This is a genomic window from Vibrio sp. CCB-PB317, assembly GCF_022808245.1.
GTDB lineage: Bacteria > Pseudomonadota > Gammaproteobacteria > Enterobacterales > Vibrionaceae > Vibrio > Vibrio diabolicus.
Map to the genome: position 1 here is coordinate 1,671,477 of NZ_JALGNU010000001.1, position 19,168 is coordinate 1,690,644.

Genomic DNA, 19,168 nt, shown 5'->3' on the forward strand with positions numbered 1-19,168 from the left:
TGCAAATATCATGCGTTATAGGGGGGGCCGGAATTTCGCCCCCAGAGCTACAAAGTGCTTGTTTAAATTCGGTTGTCACCAGTACTAAACGCGATAATTTGACTGATTTCGGTCAAGCTTCTTCCACTTTCTTGCTGCCACTGAATAAAGGCTTTATTAGCAGAGTCCAAGGACTTTTTCGTGTCTTTGCCGCCTTCAATGATCTTGCAGTTGCGTAAATAAGCTTCGACATCGTTAGACAGAATAAAAGTGTCCACGCCCATTTGGCGTAAAGTGTAAGGGCCTGTATTTCCACCCAGACGACTACCATGCTTCTTCAAGTAGCCCCATAGATCCGTGATCTTTTCCCGAGGCCATTCAGCAATCATGTTACTGAACGAGCCATATTCGATTCTTGCTTCATGGATCATGCGAGCGTTGGCCGGAATCGACATGACTTTAGTGAGGTGGCGAATGATGCGTTTGTCGGTCGCTTTGGTTTCCCATTGTTCGTCAGACAGCATCAATAGTGGCTCAATCTTAAAGCCGAAGAACACTTCTTCGAAGTTCGGCCACTTGTTGCGAACCACGCTCCATGAAATCCCGCTTTGGAACACCTTCATCGAAAAAGCGGCGAGCCAACGGTCATCGGGAATCGCTGCTAATTCCTCTTTACTTAATGGGTGAGACAATAGCGCTTCAAGCTGATCTTCTCCGCCTTTTCGCTCAGCAGCACGTTGATAAATCGCGTCAAATTTTTCGATACTCATAAAAGAAGTTAGTCCTAGTTTATGTCGATATTTGCGAAACATACTACGCTTAAGTGGCTGAATCGTAAATTGATGGAGTGTCTCAAATGAAGAAGGTCACATTAACGTTTGTCGGGGAAGGTTCGGAGCGTATCGCGGATAAATTTTATACTTGGCTGGCTGATGGCGGATTAGAAGACAGCTTAATTGAGACTCTATCGGACAGAGAAGTGTCGGTGGTCGGTATTAGTGATATGGATAACGAAACGCGTGATGTAGTAATTACGACAGAAATGAATTAGCGCGTTGTACACGACCAAAACCAAAAGAATGCGATACAACAAAGCCCTTCGTCGGAAGGGCTTTGTACGTCTAACTCGTGTTCTTGTGTAGAGTGGATTTAATGATGAACTAGCGTTAAACCGCTTGGTAAAGCATCACCGAAGACGCGTTTTGATTCGCTTTCTGAAAGCTCTTTCACTTCTTTAACTAGTGATACCCAAGATTCGGGCACTTTACTTTGTTTCAGCTTCGTTAGAACTTGCTCTCGGTAATCGTCAGAAATATCAAACAGGCGGTCACCCGTCTTACGACAAATCATTACGGCTGCGAACGCGATCATTGGCTCTTTCTGCCAGTTCTGCTCTAACAGCTTAGGCAACCACTGTTCTGCTTGTTCACGAGGAATGACGTTGTGCTGGCTGCCATAAAGTGGTGTGCGAGAAGCCAAACGTCCCATCGCCCACCAGTGCGCTTGTTCAAACTGGTTTTGGTTGATGGCTTTGCTCAAGAACCACGTTGCCAATAGAACTTTGTCTTCGACTTCTAGGTGTTCAAGCGACGCCGCCAATCGAACCATGGATTCATAACCCATGTCTTGTGCCGCTTTAGCTGACTGTGGGTTTTTCATCGCGCCAGGGTGTAGGTATTTCGCGATGTCTGCCAAAATGGTTTCTTGTTGTTCTTGGCTTAGACCGCCCGCGATACGTCGCCAGAATACCCACCAGTCTGTCCAGCCTTGATGGTTTTTGAACTGAATATTTTGTTGATACAGTCCCCAAACTTGCTCAATGCGCCAAGAGTCTGTTGGATCGCCAAAGCCCGGACGCAGTACAAAGCCAGCTAAACGAAGCCAGTTTTTCTCATGTTGTTCAGAGCGACGACGACGCTTACGACCCTGCGCAAAAGTATCGAAAAGTTGACGGAGTGTGGTGAAGTCCCACTCATCGCGTTTACCCAGTTTCTTCTCAAGATCTTTGGCTAAGGTTTTGATCTCTTTGCCTTCTGCGCTTTTTTTGTTACCGCTGTATAGACGAGCGATTAGCTCCTTACATTCGTTCAGTTTAGGGTGAAGCTTAACTTGCTCGCTGTCATCGGTTTGCTTGTTACGGACTTCGAATTCCAGCTCCCAACGTTTGTTGTCGTCTTCTGCGCTGACACATTCCATCTTAAGCGTGCCGACTTCGGTCAACTGACACGCCAGTTGCACTTCGACACGTTCTTTCTGGTTAGCTTGCAGTTCGGCACCTTCACCTTCAAGTGTCGTGATGTAAGGCGGTAGCGGAGCAAACAAGTCTGGGTCAACATCAACCATCACGCCATTTTGAATGGCGGTGTTATTGGTTAAGGTGTCGTGGGTAGAAGTCAGCAGATTAAAGCGGACTGGCTCTCCAAGAGTGAGCGAGAAACGACGACCGCTTAAACGGATCTCATGGCCTTCTTCTGTTCCTTTTGCAAGCAAACAGAGCGCTTTGCCCATTTTGTTCTTTTCTTGAAGATGCAAGAAGTAAGAACGCGCTGCACCGCCACCAATTTTAAGCTGCGCACCACGACGTGCTTTACCAAACGCAACAGCACCCAGTGCAACAGACCAATCTGGATGTGGGTTATCTAATACCGTAACTGGTGCGCCGCGCCAGTCAGAAAGTAGGGCGGTGACACGTTCAGTCACCAGATCACTGTTAAACACGCCTCCGTTCAACAACACGCCAACTGGAATCGCGTTTTGTTTATCGTCTTCAATGCCAAGAGCGGCACGAGCGACTTGCTGGTGCTGAGTTAAGAACTCGGCAACGTGCTTGCTCACCGCTGGGTCAGCAACGTATGGAAGGCCAAACTCGACAACCGCGCTGCGGCGTTTGTCTGGTACTTCACTGAAATCAGAAAGCGGGAAGAAGCCATCTAATGCGATTTGGTGCACTTCTTGTTTGCTTAGAGCAATACTCTTTGTGCCTCCAAGTAGCTTAGAGCCGCTACCTAACATGGTGATCTTCACTTCGTCAGGTGCGCTCGCTGAAAGCAAGTTCTCTTTCGCTTTACGTGTTTGCTGAATTAGCTTTGTTAGGCTTGCTGCAGTGAGCTTCTTACTTTGATTGAAGCGGCTTTCTGCAAGGTGTGCTAATGCTAAGTCGAGGTTATCACCACCCAGCATCAAGTGTTCGCCAACGCCAATACGATCAAGGGCTAGCTCATCTTGAGAAGAGAAACTTGCTTCAATCAAGCTTAAGTCGGTGGTACCACCGCCCACATCGCACACCAGAATCAGCGGTAACTCTTTGAGTTCATCGGCTGCGGTTTGCTGGTGGCGTGCGTACCAGTCGTAACATACGGCTTGTGGCTCTTCGAGCAGGACGATTTTCTTTAAACCTGCCAACTCTGCGGCTTCAAGCGTGAGCTTACGAGCGGTTTCATCGAACGACGCTGGAACGGTCACAACCACATCTTGGTCTTCTAGCTTGTTACTAGGATGTCGGTAGTTCCATGCTTGACGAATGTGGTTAAGGTAGCTTGCGCTGGCAATAACTGGCGAGACTTTATCCACGTCTTGCGCACCAGCCCAAGGAAGAATGTCTGAGTTACGATCAACCGCTTGATGTGAGAGCCAGCTTTTCGCGCTGGATACCTGACGGCCTTCTACTTTCGCGCCTAATTCGCGAGCCCATTCACCAACGATTACATTGTTAATGTCGCCGGCAACAGGTTCGTTGTCCCAAGGAAGAGTGAGGTCAGAAGGGGAGATTTGACCTACCGCTGGATGATAGCGGAAAGAGGGCAGAAGTGGTTTACGAACGACTTCGCCCGGACCAATCAGTTGGTCAATGTCAAATAGGGATACTTTGGATTGTTCAAGGTTGTCGGTTATTTCACAGTAGGCCACCACAGTGTTTGTGGTGCCAAGGTCAATACCAACAAGAAAACGAGGAGATGCCATACAAAACCAAACCTTCGTGTATTTAAAAACGGCACCCGATTGGATGCCGTTTGACTTCTAATTATTGTTCTTCGTTTGAGTCACTTTTCGCGTCTTCGCGCACATCGAACTCAACATGCCATTTTTGCCCATTATCTGCGGCGATGGCTTCTAAGTAAAGCGTGCCAAGCTCTGTGACGCGAGAAGCAAGAGTTACTGGAACCACTTCACCTTCACGACGACCTTCAGATACTGGCAGCGTTACTTGGATTTCTGGTAGCTCTTCAAGCTCTTCTGGTGCCCAGTAGTCTAAGTGAGTACCTGCTAGGTCATCACGACGAACGGTTGAGCCGAAGAATTGGAAGTTAACTGGCTGACCGATGATCAAACCAAACTCTTGGCTTGGTACGTCAACGCTTGAGCCTTCTTCCATACCAAATGGTGCTACACACAGTGCTTCCATTGGAGGCGCCATGCCCGGAATCGCAGGCATCGCACTTTCGATACCCACGTAGTACGCTGAAGCAATACCGCCACGGATACGAACACCTTGACCACGACGCACAGAGCCGTAGTAAGCCGCACCGCTAGCAACTGCAAGGTCTAGATCCACACCTGTTAGGCGTTTCGCCATTTCAGCATCTGCTTCTAGTAGCCATTCGTTGATCGTGTCTTCTAGACGAGTTGCTAGAAGTTTCGATTTCAGAACACCACCGTTGAATAGGATTGCGGTTGGCTTGATGAAGTTAGCCGATTGCGCTGCATCCGCGCCAGGCATACCTGGCATGTTTGCAAATGGGTTGAAATCTTGAGCTTGCGCTGATTCACCACCGCTTTGCGCGTGTGCTTGCTTAGACAAGAATGCTGCAATGTGGCGAGTAATACCCGCATCTTGTGCGTAAGGCAGACCCATTTGTGTTAGTGCACCACGGTTACGTTGAACAGGGTGGTCGGTAATCGCAACTTGAGGGAAGAAACCGTCAACTAATGTCTGTTGTACTTCTTCTTGAGTCAGTTCAGTTTTCAGCGTTGCCCCTAGCAGTTTAGAACCGCGGCTTGGTACAACGATTGGCACTGACTGAAGCTCGCTGTCGTTCAATAGCGCTTCTTTAGCATCACGACATGCGTGCGTCATCGCCTGAACTTGCCATGGCTGTAGCTCTTTGCCTTCTTGCGCGAGCTTCATCTTCAAGCGGTACGCAAGTGCAAGGTCCATGTTGTCACCGCCAAGTAGGATGTGTTCACCTACCGCGATACGGTTCAGAGTTAGGTTGCCGTCGTCTTCAGTTACTTCAACCAAAGAAAGGTCAGTTGTACCACCACCGATATCGACCACAAGTACGATGTCGCCAACTTCAACTTCGTCGCGCCATTTGTCGTTGCTGTTATCAATCCAGTTGTAAAGTGCAGCTTGTGGCTCTTCTAGAAGCGTTAGGTGCACAAAACCAACGTTGCGTGCAGCTTCTGCAGTTAGATCACGAGCCGCAGGATCGAAAGAAGCCGGAACCGTAATGGTAACGTCTTGATCGGCAAGGTTGTGATTTGGGTTCGCGTGATTCCAAGCATCTTTTAGGTGCTCTAGGTAAAGCTCTGTCGCGCGAAGAGGGGATACTTTTTCCACTTCTTCAGGGCTACCTGCTGGCAGGAAGGAATCACGACGATTCACACCTGCATGGCAAAGCCAAGATTTCGCACTTGCAACAAGGCGAATCGGTGTTTTTGAACCTAGGTTACGCGCGATAGCACCAACCAGAGCTTTTGGCTCACTCGACCACGGAAGAACGCGTGATTGCGGGTTCATTTCGTGTTCGTGTGGTTGGTATAGGAAAGAGCCTAATTGGCTACGAGTCTCTACCGTACCCGGCGCAGTTAGCTGCGGGATAGGCATTACTTCTACGCGAGCGTCTTCGTCGTGCGTATCAACAAAAGACATGACACAGTGTGTTGTACCTAAGTCGATACCAACACTGAATTTAGGCGTCTGTTGAGTTTCAACAGACGCTTCTTGAGAATGGTTTTCTTGGTTCATGTGTTCCATTACAGCTCAACCTCGGCTGGAGCAATCACAGATGCATCGTAGTTTTCAGCCAGCTTAGGAAGGTTCATCGATGTTGCCTTCCAGCCTTTGTGCACTAACGTGCCTTGGAATGGCGCGCTACCTGTCACGTTGCCAGTAAGGCGGATTTCTTGTGGGTTGAAGCCTTCTTCAACCGTAATACGAGTTTCTTCGTCTTCGTTGCGAACGTGCGCAAGTGTCACGTAATCGTTCAATACTTTCTGCCCACCAGTATGAATTACGCGAGCTGCTGCGCCTACTTCTTCATCAGAGAACGAAGTTAGGTCTTCTTGTAGGAAGTCGATCAGACGAGCTTCTTGTTGCATGATAGAAAGTAGCTGCATTGCAGAATCAGTAGAAGCTGTTGCGAGTTTCGATTCAACTTCAACGACTTTTTCTACGACTTTCTCAACTTCAACGACTTTTTCTACTTCGACGATCTTCTCAACTGGCTTCTCAACTTCGACGATTTTCTCGACCGGTTTTTCTACGACTTTCTCAACCACTTTTGATTTGCGAGAGACCGCGACTAAAAGAAGCAAAACGCTCGATGCGGTTAGGCCAGCGTGAAGCATATCGAACGTTTGAGGAATTAGGTTCAAATCAATGTTCATGACGTTTTTTCTCTTTCTATTGATTATTGGTGCTCAGTATTGGCTCATATGTGTTCACTAAAACGATCGTCTTTGCGATCTTGCACCAAGTTTAGACATTAAAATGATGACGGATGGTAGCATATTCAAGGCTTAAGGCTGTAATAATTCGTGACTATACCGTACGAACAGCGTGAAAAATCGACGATCGGACTACCCAGCATAGGTTGTTGCTTGATGTTTGTGCGTTGCTAACGCAGTATTTCAATAGATCCCGAAGTTTAACTTACGGAAGTATCAAAATTACGATATGACACAAAGCACCGCTCACAAGAGCGTTATCAAACGACATTCAGACTCTATTCTAGCTTTTGCAGCGACGTTGTGTGTCACTGCTGGTGTGGTCGGTGCTGCTTATACGATGCAGCAACGGTATACGCAGACGACGTTTGATACTTTAGCTGACCGACAAGCAGAATCACTGAAAGCGAACGTCGAAAATGATTTAAAGTTCATTGGTGCAGGTGCAAACTTTTTTCATTCGATTGAACGCACCTATTGGTCTTCGTTCCCAATGTATGCGGAACAAGTAATCAATAGCTCGCGAAGTCTAATTGGACTTCAATGGATGCAAAAGGTCGAATTCGAAGACCTTGATGAGCATATTTTAAAGACTCGTCAAACATTTCCTGATTTCCAACCGTTTACCGTTCCTAAAGATGGCCCCAAAACCTACGGGTACATTTTTGAACACAAAGAGCCAATTTTTATCGCATCGGATATTTATCCAAGAACACCAGAAAATCTTTCTCTATTAGGTTTCTATTTTTCACGTAAACGCTTCGATCTCATCTTGGATGATATATCCACAAATGGGCGAGCGAATGTCTCGGATAAAGTTCGCTTACTGCAAGATGGGTATGACAAGTCCATTCCTAAAACTGGGCTGCTAGTGTTCCATCCAGTGTTTGACTTCGAGAACAAACATTTATTAGGTGTAGTGACAGGGGTGATTCGAAGTACGGTTTACTTTGAGGATTTGATTACGAAAACCGCGACCGAGCTAGATATGTCGGTGCGCGTAGAAGACTTAGGCTTTGACGCAGCAGATGATCCCGTTCTCTTCCAAAGTTCAAACTGGGATAACATTCGAGGAACGGTTATAAGCCGTACCATTCAACTGCCTAATCGTGAGTGGCGGATTGATTTTAAACTTTCTGATGCCGTCTCTGCTTGGGAGCGTTCTATTTTAGCGGGTACGACATTAGCCGGGTTGGTAATCGCCTTTTTGATTAGTTGGATTGTGAATTTGCAGTCACGAGAAAAAGAGCGCTTGGCGGTCATGTTAGAGCTTAAAACCGTCGAATTAAAAAGGATGGCTGAGCGTGACCCTCTAACTCAGTTACTTAATCGCCGAGCGTTTAACGATCATTTGCTTAGTCAGATAAACAAAGGTGTTAGCTTCGCATTGGTTGGTTTTGATATCGACCACTTCAAAGTTATCAATGACAAGCACGGTCATTTAGGGGGAGATGAAGCATTGCAGCATGTGACTAAGCTAGTCAGTGCGAATCTAAAGCCTGGAGACCGATTTTATCGTGCTGGTGGTGATGAGTTCTGTATTATTTCTAAAGTCATTGATAAAGAAGCACTGGAAGCTTATCTGGAAAAGTTGCGGAGCATCGTGGCAAGTACGGCTTTTGACTATGGCGATGCTTCAATCATTTGCACGTTAAGTATCGGCGCGGCTGTCCATAAAGATGAAGATCCTGAAAGCTTGTATCACAAAATGGATAATCAACTTTATTTGAGTAAAAAAAACGGTCGTAATAATGTGTCGATTGGCGATTAAATGGGCGTGCAAATTCGAGTTTTACACCGTGTTACGGTAGAATCCCACGCTTTAAAATTTTATGTTAGGAATCAAGACAAACTATGAACCATAACCGTATTGTATGCTTCGATTTAGAAATGTGTTGCTGGAACGAAAATGGTGTCGGCAGCACGGGTGAAATTATCGAAGTTGGGTTGGCTGAAATAGATTTGTCTAGAGGCGAGATAGTAAAGCGAGCTCAATACTACGTAAAACCTGAACATGATGAAGTTTCGCTGTTTTGTGCCGAGCTAACAGGTATTACGCCGCGTAAAATTGAAAAACAAGGACGCCCATTAGAAGAAGTGCTTAAATCCATGGTTAAGAACTTTGGTGGTCGAAACAAGATTTATGCATCATGGGGCCGAGATGACCTCATCCTGCTTGAAGAGTGTAAGCAAAAAGGTATTGAAGCGCCATTTACGGAGTTCATCAACTTAGCGACGCTTTATCGCATTCAAAATCGTCTTAAGGATAAGCGTATTGGTCACCGAGCCGCTCAAGAAGCAAAAGGCATTGATTGGGAAGGGCGCCAACATTCTGGTTATGTGGATGCGTACAATTTAGCTAAGCTCGCTCTGACTATGCTTTAATGGTCCGCTATAGATAGGCAAACTTGTAATCAAATCGTCATTCAACCATTGTCGTTTTGTCATGGAATCTGTTTAGTGTTGAGTTCGTCAAACACATTCATATCTTGACCAGTATTTTAATAACAATGTCGTTGGCTTATCGAAAAACGCGCGTAATGCGCGTTTTTTTGTGGCTATAGAACTCAATCTTCGCCATCATTTCACGGTAGACTTGAAATAGCTTGCGCGACTTACATGTTTACCTTGTTTCCTTACTGAGATTGCAACTTTGCTCGAATGAACTCACTGTGATCAACGTAGAGTAGTTCTGCTGTTTTGCGGATCACTGCATCTTCTAGTGGATCAATTTCGCCATCGGCATACGCCACTTCCCACATGCTTTTGATTAAGTTGTAGCGTGTTTCTTGAGTCAATTCTCTCAGTTGAGAAGTAAAATCGTACAGAGACGCGGAGTCTTTTATTTTCTGTTGCGCTTGATCTAACAAAGCATTTGATTCTTCTTCATTTAATGACAGAAGCTTCATCAATAATGAACGCTTTGTTTCTTGCTCTTTATCATCGACGTTATGGTCTGCGCCAGATACTTCACACAGCAAGCACGCGATAGCCATATTCGGAGAGAGTGTGTTGGTTTGGCTTAAATCAGAGCCTTCAATGAGCTGTTTAAATAATGAGGTAAGAGAGTTAAACATATTGAACACCGAGCTATTGTTTATTTGGTTAACATGGTCATAAATACGGTAGATCTCAAGGTGTAGTATCAAAATTAGCACGCCGTTGACAGTCAAGAGCTTTTCTCATCTACCCAAATCCCTCGCACTTTTAAGTTCAGTCAGAATGACTTGGCGTCAAGAAAGGGCAAGTCATTTTGGGAGCGAGATTTAGCCTTCGGCACGAGTTGGTGGAAAATGTACCTCTTCACCATCGCTCGTTAGAATGCTAATTTGGCTCGGCTTTCCTTCGTCATCAAGACGTAGCTCACCAATGGCGCTATGGTTAACTAAGCGATAAAAATTGTGCGTACTTGGTGCGCGTTTGTAGATCTTTAGCCGCTTACGTTTTGTAAACCAGTTTAAAGGCGAACGAGGGCTATATAGCAGTCTATCTAGACCATCACAAATATTGAGCAATTGGGTTGGGAACTGATTTTTAATCCCGCTACAGGTGATTTGATAGATATTCGGACTATTTTTTCGGTAGCGAAGTTTAATGTCGTATGCAAAAGAGTAGTGCACGTCGCCAGAGAGAATAACGAAATTGGTCGGCGTCTTAGTATGTGTAAAAATACTAATAAGCGTATTCGCACTCCCGGGGTGCGCCATCCAGTTTTCAGCGTCGACCATCAACGGTTTACCAAGCATTGTCACTACTCGCTGCAGTGCTTCGATAAATTTCACCCCGAACATTGGCGCGGCAGAAACAATGATAACTTTGTCTTGATGAACAAGTTCTTGGTGGAACTCAATCATTGCTTCCCAGTCCATTAACCCAGAGGGCTTGTTCATTTTAGACTCAGAACGCCAGCGTCTGGTTCGTGTATCTAGCACGACAACTTTTGGCGTCGTCGGAATGGTGTAATGCCAATTCTCAAAGCGATACAAATATTGAATAAATGAATCTTGAGTTTGTGAGGAACGCTCGTTGAAAAAGCGTTGAGCGATACTCATAAACTCATCATTGAATTTTTCTGGCGCGTTTCCCCACCCTTGGCAGAGCCAGTAGGCAATCAGGCTGTTCCCGATAATACGTTTCGCAAAGGCGTTGCTGTACGCGGCTTGTTCCCAGCCTATGGTAAGGTTCCAATCGTCGGTGACATCGTGATCATCAAAGATCATGTAGGTTGGAATGTGAGCAAGTAAGCGTTGAACCTTATCTAGACCTGAGACGAATTTATCTATTTGAGCTTTTTCTTCGCGCCATTGCTGCTGCCATTTAGGTTCGAGAGTTGCTCCGCCGACAGTAAACTCATTTTCTAATAAGCGATCTGTCCGAATGAGCTTCCATAAGGTCGGAGACCAAACCAATAAGTACATTGCAAAGCATTCGGCAAAGCTTATTAGATGGTTTTCACACTCTTTGGCGCTGAATATTGGCGTCCCTCTGTGCGGGAAAAACGTACTCAGTAAACTGCCATCATTCACATAATGAGGCAACAATTTGTCCCGACCATAATAACAAGCTGAGTGCTGGTAGAGGGCATTGGTATTTTTTATCGGCGCTTGCTCGAATTCTTCGCCCGGTAAACCGAGTAGGGCAATGACTTGTTCGATGGCGTCCAGAGCAGGGCCTGCAACATGGTCTGCGTAGATTTGGTCACCACTCATGATGAGCATATCTGGTCTTTCTTCGATGGTTTGAGATGCGATTTTATGATCCGCAGCGACCAATGTATCTTTACTGAAGTGGTGGGGATTCCGGCACGAGCCATGCAGAACATAATCTGCTTTTTCGCTGATTAGGAACTCAACGCCCAAATTTGGACAGTTATCTCGTTCATAAGTCAGATGAGGAAGCAGTTCCGTTACTGAGCCGTGTTGCGTTTGTATTTGATAGCGTAACGTTTGATGGGTCGGAAACTCGCCCTTTAATTGCAACAAACAGCACCACGCATTGAGACCGATTTGAAGCTGTTCTTTTTGCTCACTTAAGGGGGCTTGATGAAGGACGGAGGCGTTTTCATCCGTAATTTGCACCATACCCTCCAAGCGTTGGGTGGTGACTAGCCAAATATTGATTTCAGTTGCGGTCACTTTGCGCAAAATCGGACCTGCAACGATAAGAGGAAGTGAAGATGTTTCAGTCGTATTCATCAATGCTGGCAAAACGGCTCCTTATGTGTCAGCTTCTTCTTCTAATATTTCGATAACTTGTGAACTGCTAAGTTCATGTCCCATAAGGAATAAACCTAGCATAGCATCGGCTTTTGACGCGTTATCACTGTCTTCATCCAAAATCTGCTGAAGTCGCGTTCTGATTAGATCTATTTCGTGCTCGACGAAGCCGCGTCCCTCTTCGTCTCCCTGACCATCTTCTGGAGCATTATCAAAGTGCAAAAATAACATGTCACCATCAAGTTGAGTCCCTATCAACCTTTCAGGCAGCCATGCTTCTCCCATCACAATGTCTGGGTCCGTGTCTGCGGGTAAATGATTCAAGGTAGAGATAAGTTCTGATGCTTTCACTTTTTACTTCATTATGTTTGATTTAGAACTAAGCTAGAGTTTTAAGAGCTTGTTACGATAGTAAAAATATTCACAAACAAGCTCATCTAGGCGTGCAATATTAATATAATCTTGGGACTCAAACTGTCACGAGGATGACAACATTTGTCATTGTAACGGCTATCATCAGAAGAACATAAGCTTTAAATGGCAAATCATTGATGTTTGCCTGCTTCTCAACCAACATTTTTCGAACTCATGAAGAGATTAATTCTAACAACACTCACTTTGCCTTTAGCTGCGATGGCTTCTTCTGCGTATGGTGTAGAAGAACAAACGTGGGGAATTGCAGCGATGTATCGCACCGCATCGATCCCGTTTTATACCGCCGATAATGACTCGACGGTGAGTACATTTGTACCAATGATGTTCTTTGAAAACGAGCATTTGTATATCAATGGCATTGAAGGCGGCGTTTTTCTGTATAACGAGAGCGATTCTGACTGGCGCGCGAGTGCGATCATGCGATTGAGATTTGTTGATATCCCCATGTCGCTACAAAATGCCAATGAAGGGGACAGAGTCGACTTTGGTGGTCAAGTTCGTTATAGCATTAACGACAACTGGCGCGCAGAAGTAGAATTAATGACGGACGATGAACTCCAGTTTCACTCTAATTATCGCCTTACCGCTAATTATGCGTTTGGTGATTGGGAGTTAGAGCCATCTATCACGATTCGATACAAAGACGCTGACTTCAACAGTGAATATTATGCGTTTAAAGATGTTACTGGGGAAAGAATTGGAGCAGGACTTGATGCCAACCTCGGCATCAAAGCGCGTTATCATGTGACTTCCAACTTGTATTTATTGGGGGAGACGAGTGTCACTCGCTTAGATGATAATGCCTACAACAGCCTGCTTGTAGAAGACCGATATCAGGGAGAAGTGTTTGTCGGTTTTGGTTTTTTCAACGATAAAGGCAAAGCTCCGAAATCAACACTGAGTAATAAACCATATCTACGTATCGCGCATGGTTGGGCGACGCCTTCAAATATTGGTGAAATATTTAGCTTTGAGAGAGAAAAAGACCCATACAACAATCAACTTACTTCATTGTTTTATGGGCACCCGCTAATGGACGAGTTGTTTGGCTTTCCTCTTGATATTTATTTAACGCCAGGTTTGGTTCATCACTGGTCGTCCAGTGTTCAGTCCGCGAGCACAGAATACGTGATGGCGATTAAGGCTTATTATACCGTTAATTGGCCAACGACTTGGCGATTTGGTGTTGCGGAAGGTATGTCATACGTCGACAACATTACCTATATCGAAGGAACCGAAATGGAAGACAAGGGTTATACACCAAGTAAGCTACTGAACTACTTAGACTTCTCGTTTGATGTAAATATAGGTGACTTATTCAACCAAAAAAACTGGGGAAATATGTGGGTGGGTTATTCATTGCATCACCGATCAGCAATTTTCGAAAGTGCGTCCCAGTTTGGGCGCATTAAAGGCGGAAGCAACTACAATACCATTTACTTCCAGTTCGAGTTTTAGAGCATCGTAAGATGCATATAGGTCGGATTTGCAACTGACTTCTTTATCACCCATTATGAGTAATGATGAATAATACAATGCTGCTTTCAACGCGAACCTTTGTGTATCGTGCCAAAGTTAAGGCTGTTTGTGATGCATCTGATGAATCGGATGGCATGAGCACCATGAGTATCGACTCCTCATTCAATATTCAAATTGAGGCGATAAACTGTACCAACGATGAATTTGCCAAGCGCTTTTTTGTCGTCCACGGGGAAGGGCATTTAGAGGGTGATGAATGGTTAGTGTTGTACGTCAATTCTCTTGAGGTTGACGTTGGAGACGATCTCGAAATTCCGAGTGATGTCGCGTTTGATGCGATGATTGAGAATATGATAAACGAAGCCGAGCAGTCTTTGGAAAAGCTCTATCACGAAGCGCTACACAACTTAGAGAAAGTGAATCGCTCTGGGAGAAATAAGATAACTTCTAAACACGATTAGGGTATTTTGATCGACAGGGATTGGCGCGAACCAATCCCTTGTTATTTACATTCTACTATCTAGCTTAGGCCAATTTACGCTATCGCTGCAAGTTGGCTCTGCGCTTCAGAAATGCCTTTCGCAGCGAAATCTTCACCCATGTTTAGCGCTTCCGCATAAACAAATTCCACATCAGTGATACCAACGAAACCTAGCACGGTACGCAGGTATGGTGTGACGTTGTCTGTTGGTGAATCTTTATGGATACCACCGCGAGTCGTGATGACAATCGCTTTCTTACCTTCGATCAGGCCTTGAACGCCGTTTTCTGTGTATTTGAATGTCACGCCAGCGCGAGCAATCAAATCAATCCAGTTTTTAAGCTGAGTCGGAATCGTAAAGTTATACATTGGTGCGGCAATAACCAAAGTGTCTGCGGCTTTTACTTCTTCAATAAGGGTATCCGACAGTTCGACAACCGCTTGTTGTTCTTGTGAAAGATCTTCCGTTGCGCGAAGTGCAGTGGCAACGGCGAAGTCCAAAACTGGTAATGGGTTTGCAGCCAAATCACGAACAGTTAGCTTGTCTTGGTCTACATTTTTGATGAAGTCTTCAACCAGTTTGTTTGATTGAGAGTAATCGCCAAGGATGCTTGATTTTAGAGCTAGTACACGAGACATAATGGTTATTCCTTAAATAAGTGCTTTTGACTATGGGAGCCATTATAAGCGAGGCACGTTGGTTAAAAAGTATAGGGATTCGCTGAACATGTTCGAAAAATTTGAATGTGGTTTCGGTTATCTTGTTGCAGATCTTGTGTGATACAATCCGCGCAGTTTTTGTAATGAAAAGAATAGGAAACGCTTTGACCTCGTCACAGCCCCCAAAAAAGAATCCCGCTGAAGAGCAAGCGACACCGTCAAATGGTGTGCAAAAGGCGACAGCGAAACAAGATAAAGCACCTCAGGCTCAAATGAATAGCGCGGCGTCTCTACGCAAAGCGTTAAGCCAGTGCATGATGCGTGACCGCTTCCGTTTAAGTAAACGCATTTCTGGTGCGAGCAAAATTAAGAAAGATGCAGCACGTAATGCTGTGTTTGATGAAATTGCACTCGACATTGCTAAATCGATGATGGTTGCGGAACAACGCAGCAACTACAAACCAATGATTGAATACCCAGAAATTCTGCCCGTCAGCCAAAAGCGTGACGACATCGCTAAAGCTATTGAAGAAAACCAAGTGGTTATCGTCGCGGGTGAAACCGGTTCTGGTAAAACCACTCAGCTGCCAAAAATCTGCGCTGAGCTTGGTCGCGGTAAGTTCGGTCTGATTGGTCATACTCAGCCTCGTCGTCTTGCGGCGCGTTCGGTTGCTAACCGTATTGCCGAAGAGATGGAAACCAAGCTTGGTGAGTTTGTTGGTTACAAGGTTCGATTCAACGATCAGATCTCTGAAAATACCCAAATCAAATTGATGACGGACGGTATCTTGTTGGCTGAAATTCAGCATGACCGTTTCTTGAATCAATACGACACCATTATTATCGATGAAGCGCACGAGCGCAGCCTTAACATCGATTTCATCTTGGGTTACTTGAAAGAGTTGCTACCACGCCGTCCTGATTTGAAAGTAATTATCACGTCGGCAACCATCGACCCAGAGCGTTTTTCAAAACACTTCAACAATGCACCAATTATTGAAGTGTCAGGTCGTACTTACCCAGTAGAAACCCGTTACCGCCCACTAAGCGGTGATGACGACAATGATCGTGACCAACTTGAAGGCATCTTCGAAGCGGTAGACGAATTGTGCGATGAAGGTTTAGGTGACATCCTGATCTTCATGAACGGTGAGCGTGAAATTCGTGATACCGCAGATGCACTGTCTAAACGCAATCTGAAGAGCACCGAAATTGTGCCGCTTTATGCGCGTTTGTCGGCGGGCGAGCAGAACAAGATTTTCCAACCTCATACTGGTCGCCGAATTGTACTGGCAACCAACGTGGCAGAAACCTCGCTAACCGTTCCGGGCATCAAGTATGTTATCGACCCGGGCACGGCGCGCATTAGCCGCTACAGTTACCGAACTAAGGTTCAGCGTCTTCCAATCGAGCCAGTTTCTCAGGCGAGTGCGAACCAACGTAAAGGTCGTTGTGGTCGTGTGGAAGAGGGTATCTGTATCCGTCTGTACTCAGAGGAAGATTTTGAGTCGCGCCCAGAGTTTACCGATCCCGAGATCCTGCGTACCAACCTAGCATCGGTTATCTTACAGATGACCGCACTTGGCTTGGGCGACATTCAAGCCTTCCCATTTGTGGAAGCGCCGGACAAACGTAACATCCAAGATGGTGTTCGTTTGCTGGAAGAGCTTGGCGCGATTAATTCTGAGGTAAAAGACCCGAAAAAACGCCTGACTTCCATCGGTCGCCAATTAGCTCGTTTGCCAATCGACCCACGCTTGGCGCGTATGGTTTTGGAAGCGCCAAAATATGGTGCGCTTAAAGAAGTGATGATCATTGCAGCGGCCTTGTCGATTCAAGATCCACGCGAACGTCCTTCAGACAAACAACAATCATCAGATGATAAGCACCGTCGTTTCTTCCATGAAGAGTCGGACTTCCTGACGTTTGTGAATTTGTGGGAATATATCCAAAAGCAGCAAAAAGCGTTGTCTAGCAACCAGTTCCGCAAGCAGTGTAAGCAAGATTATTTGAACTACTTGCGCGTTCGCGAGTGGCAAGACGTTTACTTCCAAATTCATCAGTCGATGCGTGAAATGGAATTCAAACTTAACGATGAGCCTGCTTCTTACCATGGTGTACACAGTGCGATCTTGGTTGGTTTGCTGTCGCACATCGGTATGAAAGACCAAGAAAAGAATGAATATCAAGGCGCGCGCAATGCTCGTTTCCATATCTTCCCTGCATCAGGTCTATTTAAGAAACAACCTAAGTGGATAATGTCAGCCGAGTTGGTGGAAACCTCGAAACTTTGGGGCCGTATCATTGCCAAGATTCAGCCGGAGTGGATTGAGCCATTAGCCAAACACCTTATCAAGCGCAGTTACAGCGAACCGCATTGGTCGAAGAAACGCGCGGCGGTGATGGCGCACGAAAAAGTCATGCTTTACGGCGTGCCAATCGTACCGAAACGTTTGGTGAACTACGGCAGTATCGATCCGACCGTTAGCCGCGAAATCTTTATTCGTAGTGCATTGGTTGAAGGTGAGTGGGAAACCAAACACGCGTTCTTTAAACAAAACCGTAAGCTTCTGCAAGAAGTGGAAGAGCTTGAACACAAATCTCGTCGTCGTGACATCTTGGTGGATGATGATGAGCTGTTTGATTTCTATGACCAACGTGTTGGTACCGAAGTGGTGTCTGGTAAACATTTCGATACGTGGTGGAAAAAAGCATCGAAAGAAGATCCTGAACTGCTGAACTTTGAAAAAGAGATGCTGTTCAAGGGTGATGCTAGCCATGTGACCGATTTGGATTACCCGAACTTCTGGCATCAAAATGGTTTGAAGCTCAAGTTGAGTTACCAATTTGAACCGGGCGATGATAGTGACGGTGTCACAGTGCATTTGCCGTTGCCGATTTTAAACCAAGTTGAGCCAGCGGGCTTTGACTGGCAGATCCCTGGTCTGCGTCATGAGCTTATTGTTAGTTTGATTAAATCGCTGCCGAAGACGATTCGTAAGAACTTTGTGCCTGCGCCGAACTATGCCGATGCATTCTTAGCACGTGTAACACCAATGGAAGCACCGCTGCTAGACTCGCTAGAAAAAGAACTGCGCCGTATGACGGGTGTAGAAGTATTGCGTGAAGACTGGAACTTGGAACAGGTGCCTGAGCACTTGAAAGTCACGTTCCGAGCGGTTGATCATCGAAATCGCAAACTGAAGGAACATAAAGACCTTCACGAATTGAAAGAGAGCTTGAAAGACAAAGTTCAAGAAACGCTTTCCAAAGTGGCAGATGACGATATTGAACAGCAAGGTCTGCATACGTGGAGCTTCGGTGAATTGCCGAAAGTGTATCAACAAAAACGTGGTGGCTACGATGTAAAAGCGTATCCAGCACTTGTTGATAGCAAAGACAGCGTTGAAATCAAACTCTACGAAACGGAGTACGAGCAGATAACGGCAATGCGTGCTGGTCAGCGTCGTTTGATTTTGTTGAATGTGCCGTCTCCAATTAAATATTTGCACGCTAACTTACCGAACAAATCGAAGTTGGGTTTGTATTTTAACCCTTACGGCAAAGTGCTTGATCTGATTGATGACTGTATCGCCTGTGGTGTCGATAAGCTTATTGAAGAGCAGGGTGGCTTAGTTTGGGAGCCAGAGAAGTTCGAAGCGTTGAAAGAACACGTTCGTGCTGAACTGGGTGATACCGTCGTAGAGATCGCGAAACAGGTTGAGACTATTCTGACAACGGCGTTCAGCATCAATAAGAAGCTAAAAGGCAAAATCGACTTCACAATGGCGTTTGCTCTGTCGGATATCAAAGCACAAATTGAAGGCTTGATCTTCAAAGGTTTTGCGACGGAATGTGGCTGGAAACGCTTGCCGGATATTCTTCGCTACATGCGTGCGATAGAGCGTCGTATGGAGAAGTTGCCAATCGATCCAAACAAAGATCGTTTACATATGCTGAAGATTGAATCTGTGACTCAAGACTATAAGGAGTTGCTGAACAAGATCCCGAAAGGCGTGGCCATTCCTGAAAACGTAAAAGAAGTGCGTTGGATGATTGAAGAGCTTCGCGTGAGTTACTTTGCTCAACAATTAGGCACTCCTTATCCTGTTTCTGATAAACGAGTCAAAAACGCGATTGATGCTTGCTAATCAACCAGTAAAATAGCGTCAGATTTGTAATTATCGCGTATGAGGTTACTGGTACACTAATTGCTAGTAACTCAATAAGCGTAAATTTTTAGTTCTGG

At 45.5% G+C, this 19,168-nt stretch carries 14 protein-coding genes; 6 read left to right on the forward strand and 8 right to left on the reverse strand.

What is annotated here, in order from left to right; all coding sequences use genetic code 11:
- Window positions 1–62: 62 nt before the first annotated feature.
- On the reverse strand, window positions 63–749 hold the full coding sequence (locus MTR11_RS07700) for a DNA-3-methyladenine glycosylase I (protein ID WP_012841859.1): 687 nt from the start codon (window positions 747–749) through the stop codon (window positions 63–65).
- A gap of 86 nt (window positions 750–835) precedes the next feature.
- On the opposite strand from MTR11_RS07700, the gene MTR11_RS07705 reads away from it, so the two are divergent.
- Window positions 836–1,030 carry a hypothetical protein gene (locus tag MTR11_RS07705; protein WP_005394200.1) on the forward strand — a complete coding sequence of 65 codons (195 nt, stop codon included), beginning with the start codon at window positions 836–838 and terminating at the stop codon, window positions 1,028–1,030.
- A 98-nt stretch (window positions 1,031–1,128) separates the two neighbouring features.
- Here MTR11_RS07705 and MTR11_RS07710 read toward each other — a convergent pair whose 3' ends face one another.
- The 3 genes from MTR11_RS07710 to MTR11_RS07720 form a co-directional block, all read right to left on the reverse strand.
- On the reverse strand, window positions 1,129–3,939 hold the full coding sequence (locus MTR11_RS07710; RefSeq protein WP_243327252.1) for an Hsp70 family protein: 2,811 nt from the start codon (window positions 3,937–3,939) through the stop codon (window positions 1,129–1,131).
- Between the two features lie 61 nt (window positions 3,940–4,000).
- Window positions 4,001–5,956: an Hsp70 family protein gene (locus MTR11_RS07715; protein ID WP_243327253.1), complete on the reverse strand. Its 1,956-nt coding sequence runs from the start codon at window positions 5,954–5,956 to the stop codon at window positions 4,001–4,003.
- On the reverse strand, window positions 5,956–6,588 hold the full coding sequence (locus tag MTR11_RS07720) for a DUF2760 domain-containing protein (protein WP_005394205.1): 633 nt from the start codon (window positions 6,586–6,588) through the stop codon (window positions 5,956–5,958). The genes MTR11_RS07715 and MTR11_RS07720 overlap by 1 nt, the downstream gene beginning before the upstream one ends.
- Before the next feature lie 289 nt (window positions 6,589–6,877).
- Between MTR11_RS07720 and MTR11_RS07725 the strand changes: the two genes are divergently transcribed.
- Both MTR11_RS07725 and MTR11_RS07730 read left to right on the forward strand, forming a co-directional pair.
- Window positions 6,878–8,419, forward strand: a complete 1,542-nt coding sequence (locus tag MTR11_RS07725; protein WP_053807381.1) for a sensor domain-containing diguanylate cyclase — start codon at window positions 6,878–6,880, stop codon at window positions 8,417–8,419.
- Window positions 8,420–8,502: 83 nt separating this feature from the next.
- Complete coding sequence (locus MTR11_RS07730) at window positions 8,503–9,033, forward strand: 3'-5' exonuclease (protein WP_005394213.1); 531 nt, start codon at window positions 8,503–8,505, stop codon at window positions 9,031–9,033.
- A gap of 251 nt (window positions 9,034–9,284) precedes the next feature.
- Here the strand turns inward: MTR11_RS07730 and MTR11_RS07735 are convergent, their stop codons facing one another.
- The 3 genes from MTR11_RS07735 to MTR11_RS07745 all read right to left on the reverse strand — a co-directional run bounded on the left by MTR11_RS07735 (window position 9,285) and on the right by MTR11_RS07745 (window position 12,215).
- Complete coding sequence (locus MTR11_RS07735; RefSeq protein ID WP_046875238.1) at window positions 9,285–9,725, reverse strand: TerB family tellurite resistance protein; 441 nt, start codon at window positions 9,723–9,725, stop codon at window positions 9,285–9,287.
- A 189-nt stretch (window positions 9,726–9,914) separates the two neighbouring features.
- The gene (locus tag MTR11_RS07740) at window positions 9,915–11,855 is read right to left on the reverse strand and encodes an alkaline phosphatase D family protein (protein WP_243327254.1); all 1,941 of its coding nucleotides are present in this window, start codon (window positions 11,853–11,855) and stop codon (window positions 9,915–9,917) included.
- 9 nt (window positions 11,856–11,864) lie between these two features.
- Window positions 11,865–12,215 carry a hypothetical protein gene (locus MTR11_RS07745; protein ID WP_005377676.1) on the reverse strand — a complete coding sequence of 117 codons (351 nt, stop codon included), beginning with the start codon at window positions 12,213–12,215 and terminating at the stop codon, window positions 11,865–11,867.
- A gap of 237 nt (window positions 12,216–12,452) precedes the next feature.
- Between MTR11_RS07745 and MTR11_RS07750 the strand changes: the two genes are divergently transcribed.
- Both MTR11_RS07750 and MTR11_RS07755 read left to right on the forward strand, forming a co-directional pair.
- Window positions 12,453–13,757 (forward strand): MipA/OmpV family protein, encoded by a 1,305-nt coding sequence (locus MTR11_RS07750; RefSeq protein WP_243327255.1) that lies wholly within the window; start codon window positions 12,453–12,455, stop codon window positions 13,755–13,757.
- A 62-nt stretch (window positions 13,758–13,819) separates the two neighbouring features.
- Entirely contained in the window at window positions 13,820–14,239 is a 420-nt protein-coding gene (locus MTR11_RS07755; RefSeq protein ID WP_226977493.1) for a hypothetical protein, read from the forward strand.
- Window positions 14,240–14,313: 74 nt separating this feature from the next.
- Here the strand turns inward: MTR11_RS07755 and MTR11_RS07760 are convergent, their stop codons facing one another.
- The gene (locus tag MTR11_RS07760) at window positions 14,314–14,898 is read right to left on the reverse strand and encodes an FMN-dependent NADH-azoreductase (RefSeq protein ID WP_046875241.1); all 585 of its coding nucleotides are present in this window, start codon (window positions 14,896–14,898) and stop codon (window positions 14,314–14,316) included.
- A 185-nt stretch (window positions 14,899–15,083) separates the two neighbouring features.
- Here MTR11_RS07760 and hrpA point away from each other — a divergent pair, with 185 nt between their 5' ends.
- Window positions 15,084–19,070: an ATP-dependent RNA helicase HrpA gene (gene hrpA, locus MTR11_RS07765; RefSeq protein WP_243327256.1), complete on the forward strand. Its 3,987-nt coding sequence runs from the start codon at window positions 15,084–15,086 to the stop codon at window positions 19,068–19,070.
- The last annotated feature ends 98 nt before the right edge of the window (window positions 19,071–19,168 follow it).

Bases quoted from the DNA above. Each gene is read 5' to 3' on its own strand.
- MTR11_RS07705 (WP_005394200.1), top strand. From the start codon at position 836: ATGAAGAAGGTCACATTAACGTTTGTCGGGGAAGGTTCGGAGCGTATC.
- MTR11_RS07735 (WP_046875238.1), bottom strand. From the start codon at position 9,725: ATGTTTAACTCTCTTACCTCATTATTTAAACAGCTCATTGAAGGCTCT.
- MTR11_RS07755 (WP_226977493.1), top strand. From the start codon at position 13,820: ATGATGAATAATACAATGCTGCTTTCAACGCGAACCTTTGTGTATCGT.
- MTR11_RS07710 (WP_243327252.1), bottom strand. From the start codon at position 3,939: ATGGCATCTCCTCGTTTTCTTGTTGGTATTGACCTTGGCACCACAAAC.
- MTR11_RS07715 (WP_243327253.1), bottom strand. From the start codon at position 5,956: ATGGAACACATGAACCAAGAAAACCATTCTCAAGAAGCGTCTGTTGAA.
- MTR11_RS07725 (WP_053807381.1), top strand. From the start codon at position 6,878: ATGACACAAAGCACCGCTCACAAGAGCGTTATCAAACGACATTCAGAC.
- MTR11_RS07720 (WP_005394205.1), bottom strand. From the start codon at position 6,588: ATGAACATTGATTTGAACCTAATTCCTCAAACGTTCGATATGCTTCAC.
- MTR11_RS07730 (WP_005394213.1), top strand. From the start codon at position 8,503: ATGAACCATAACCGTATTGTATGCTTCGATTTAGAAATGTGTTGCTGG.
- MTR11_RS07700 (WP_012841859.1), bottom strand. From the start codon at position 749: ATGAGTATCGAAAAATTTGACGCGATTTATCAACGTGCTGCTGAGCGA.
- MTR11_RS07750 (WP_243327255.1), top strand. From the start codon at position 12,453: ATGAAGAGATTAATTCTAACAACACTCACTTTGCCTTTAGCTGCGATG.
- MTR11_RS07760 (WP_046875241.1), bottom strand. From the start codon at position 14,898: ATGTCTCGTGTACTAGCTCTAAAATCAAGCATCCTTGGCGATTACTCT.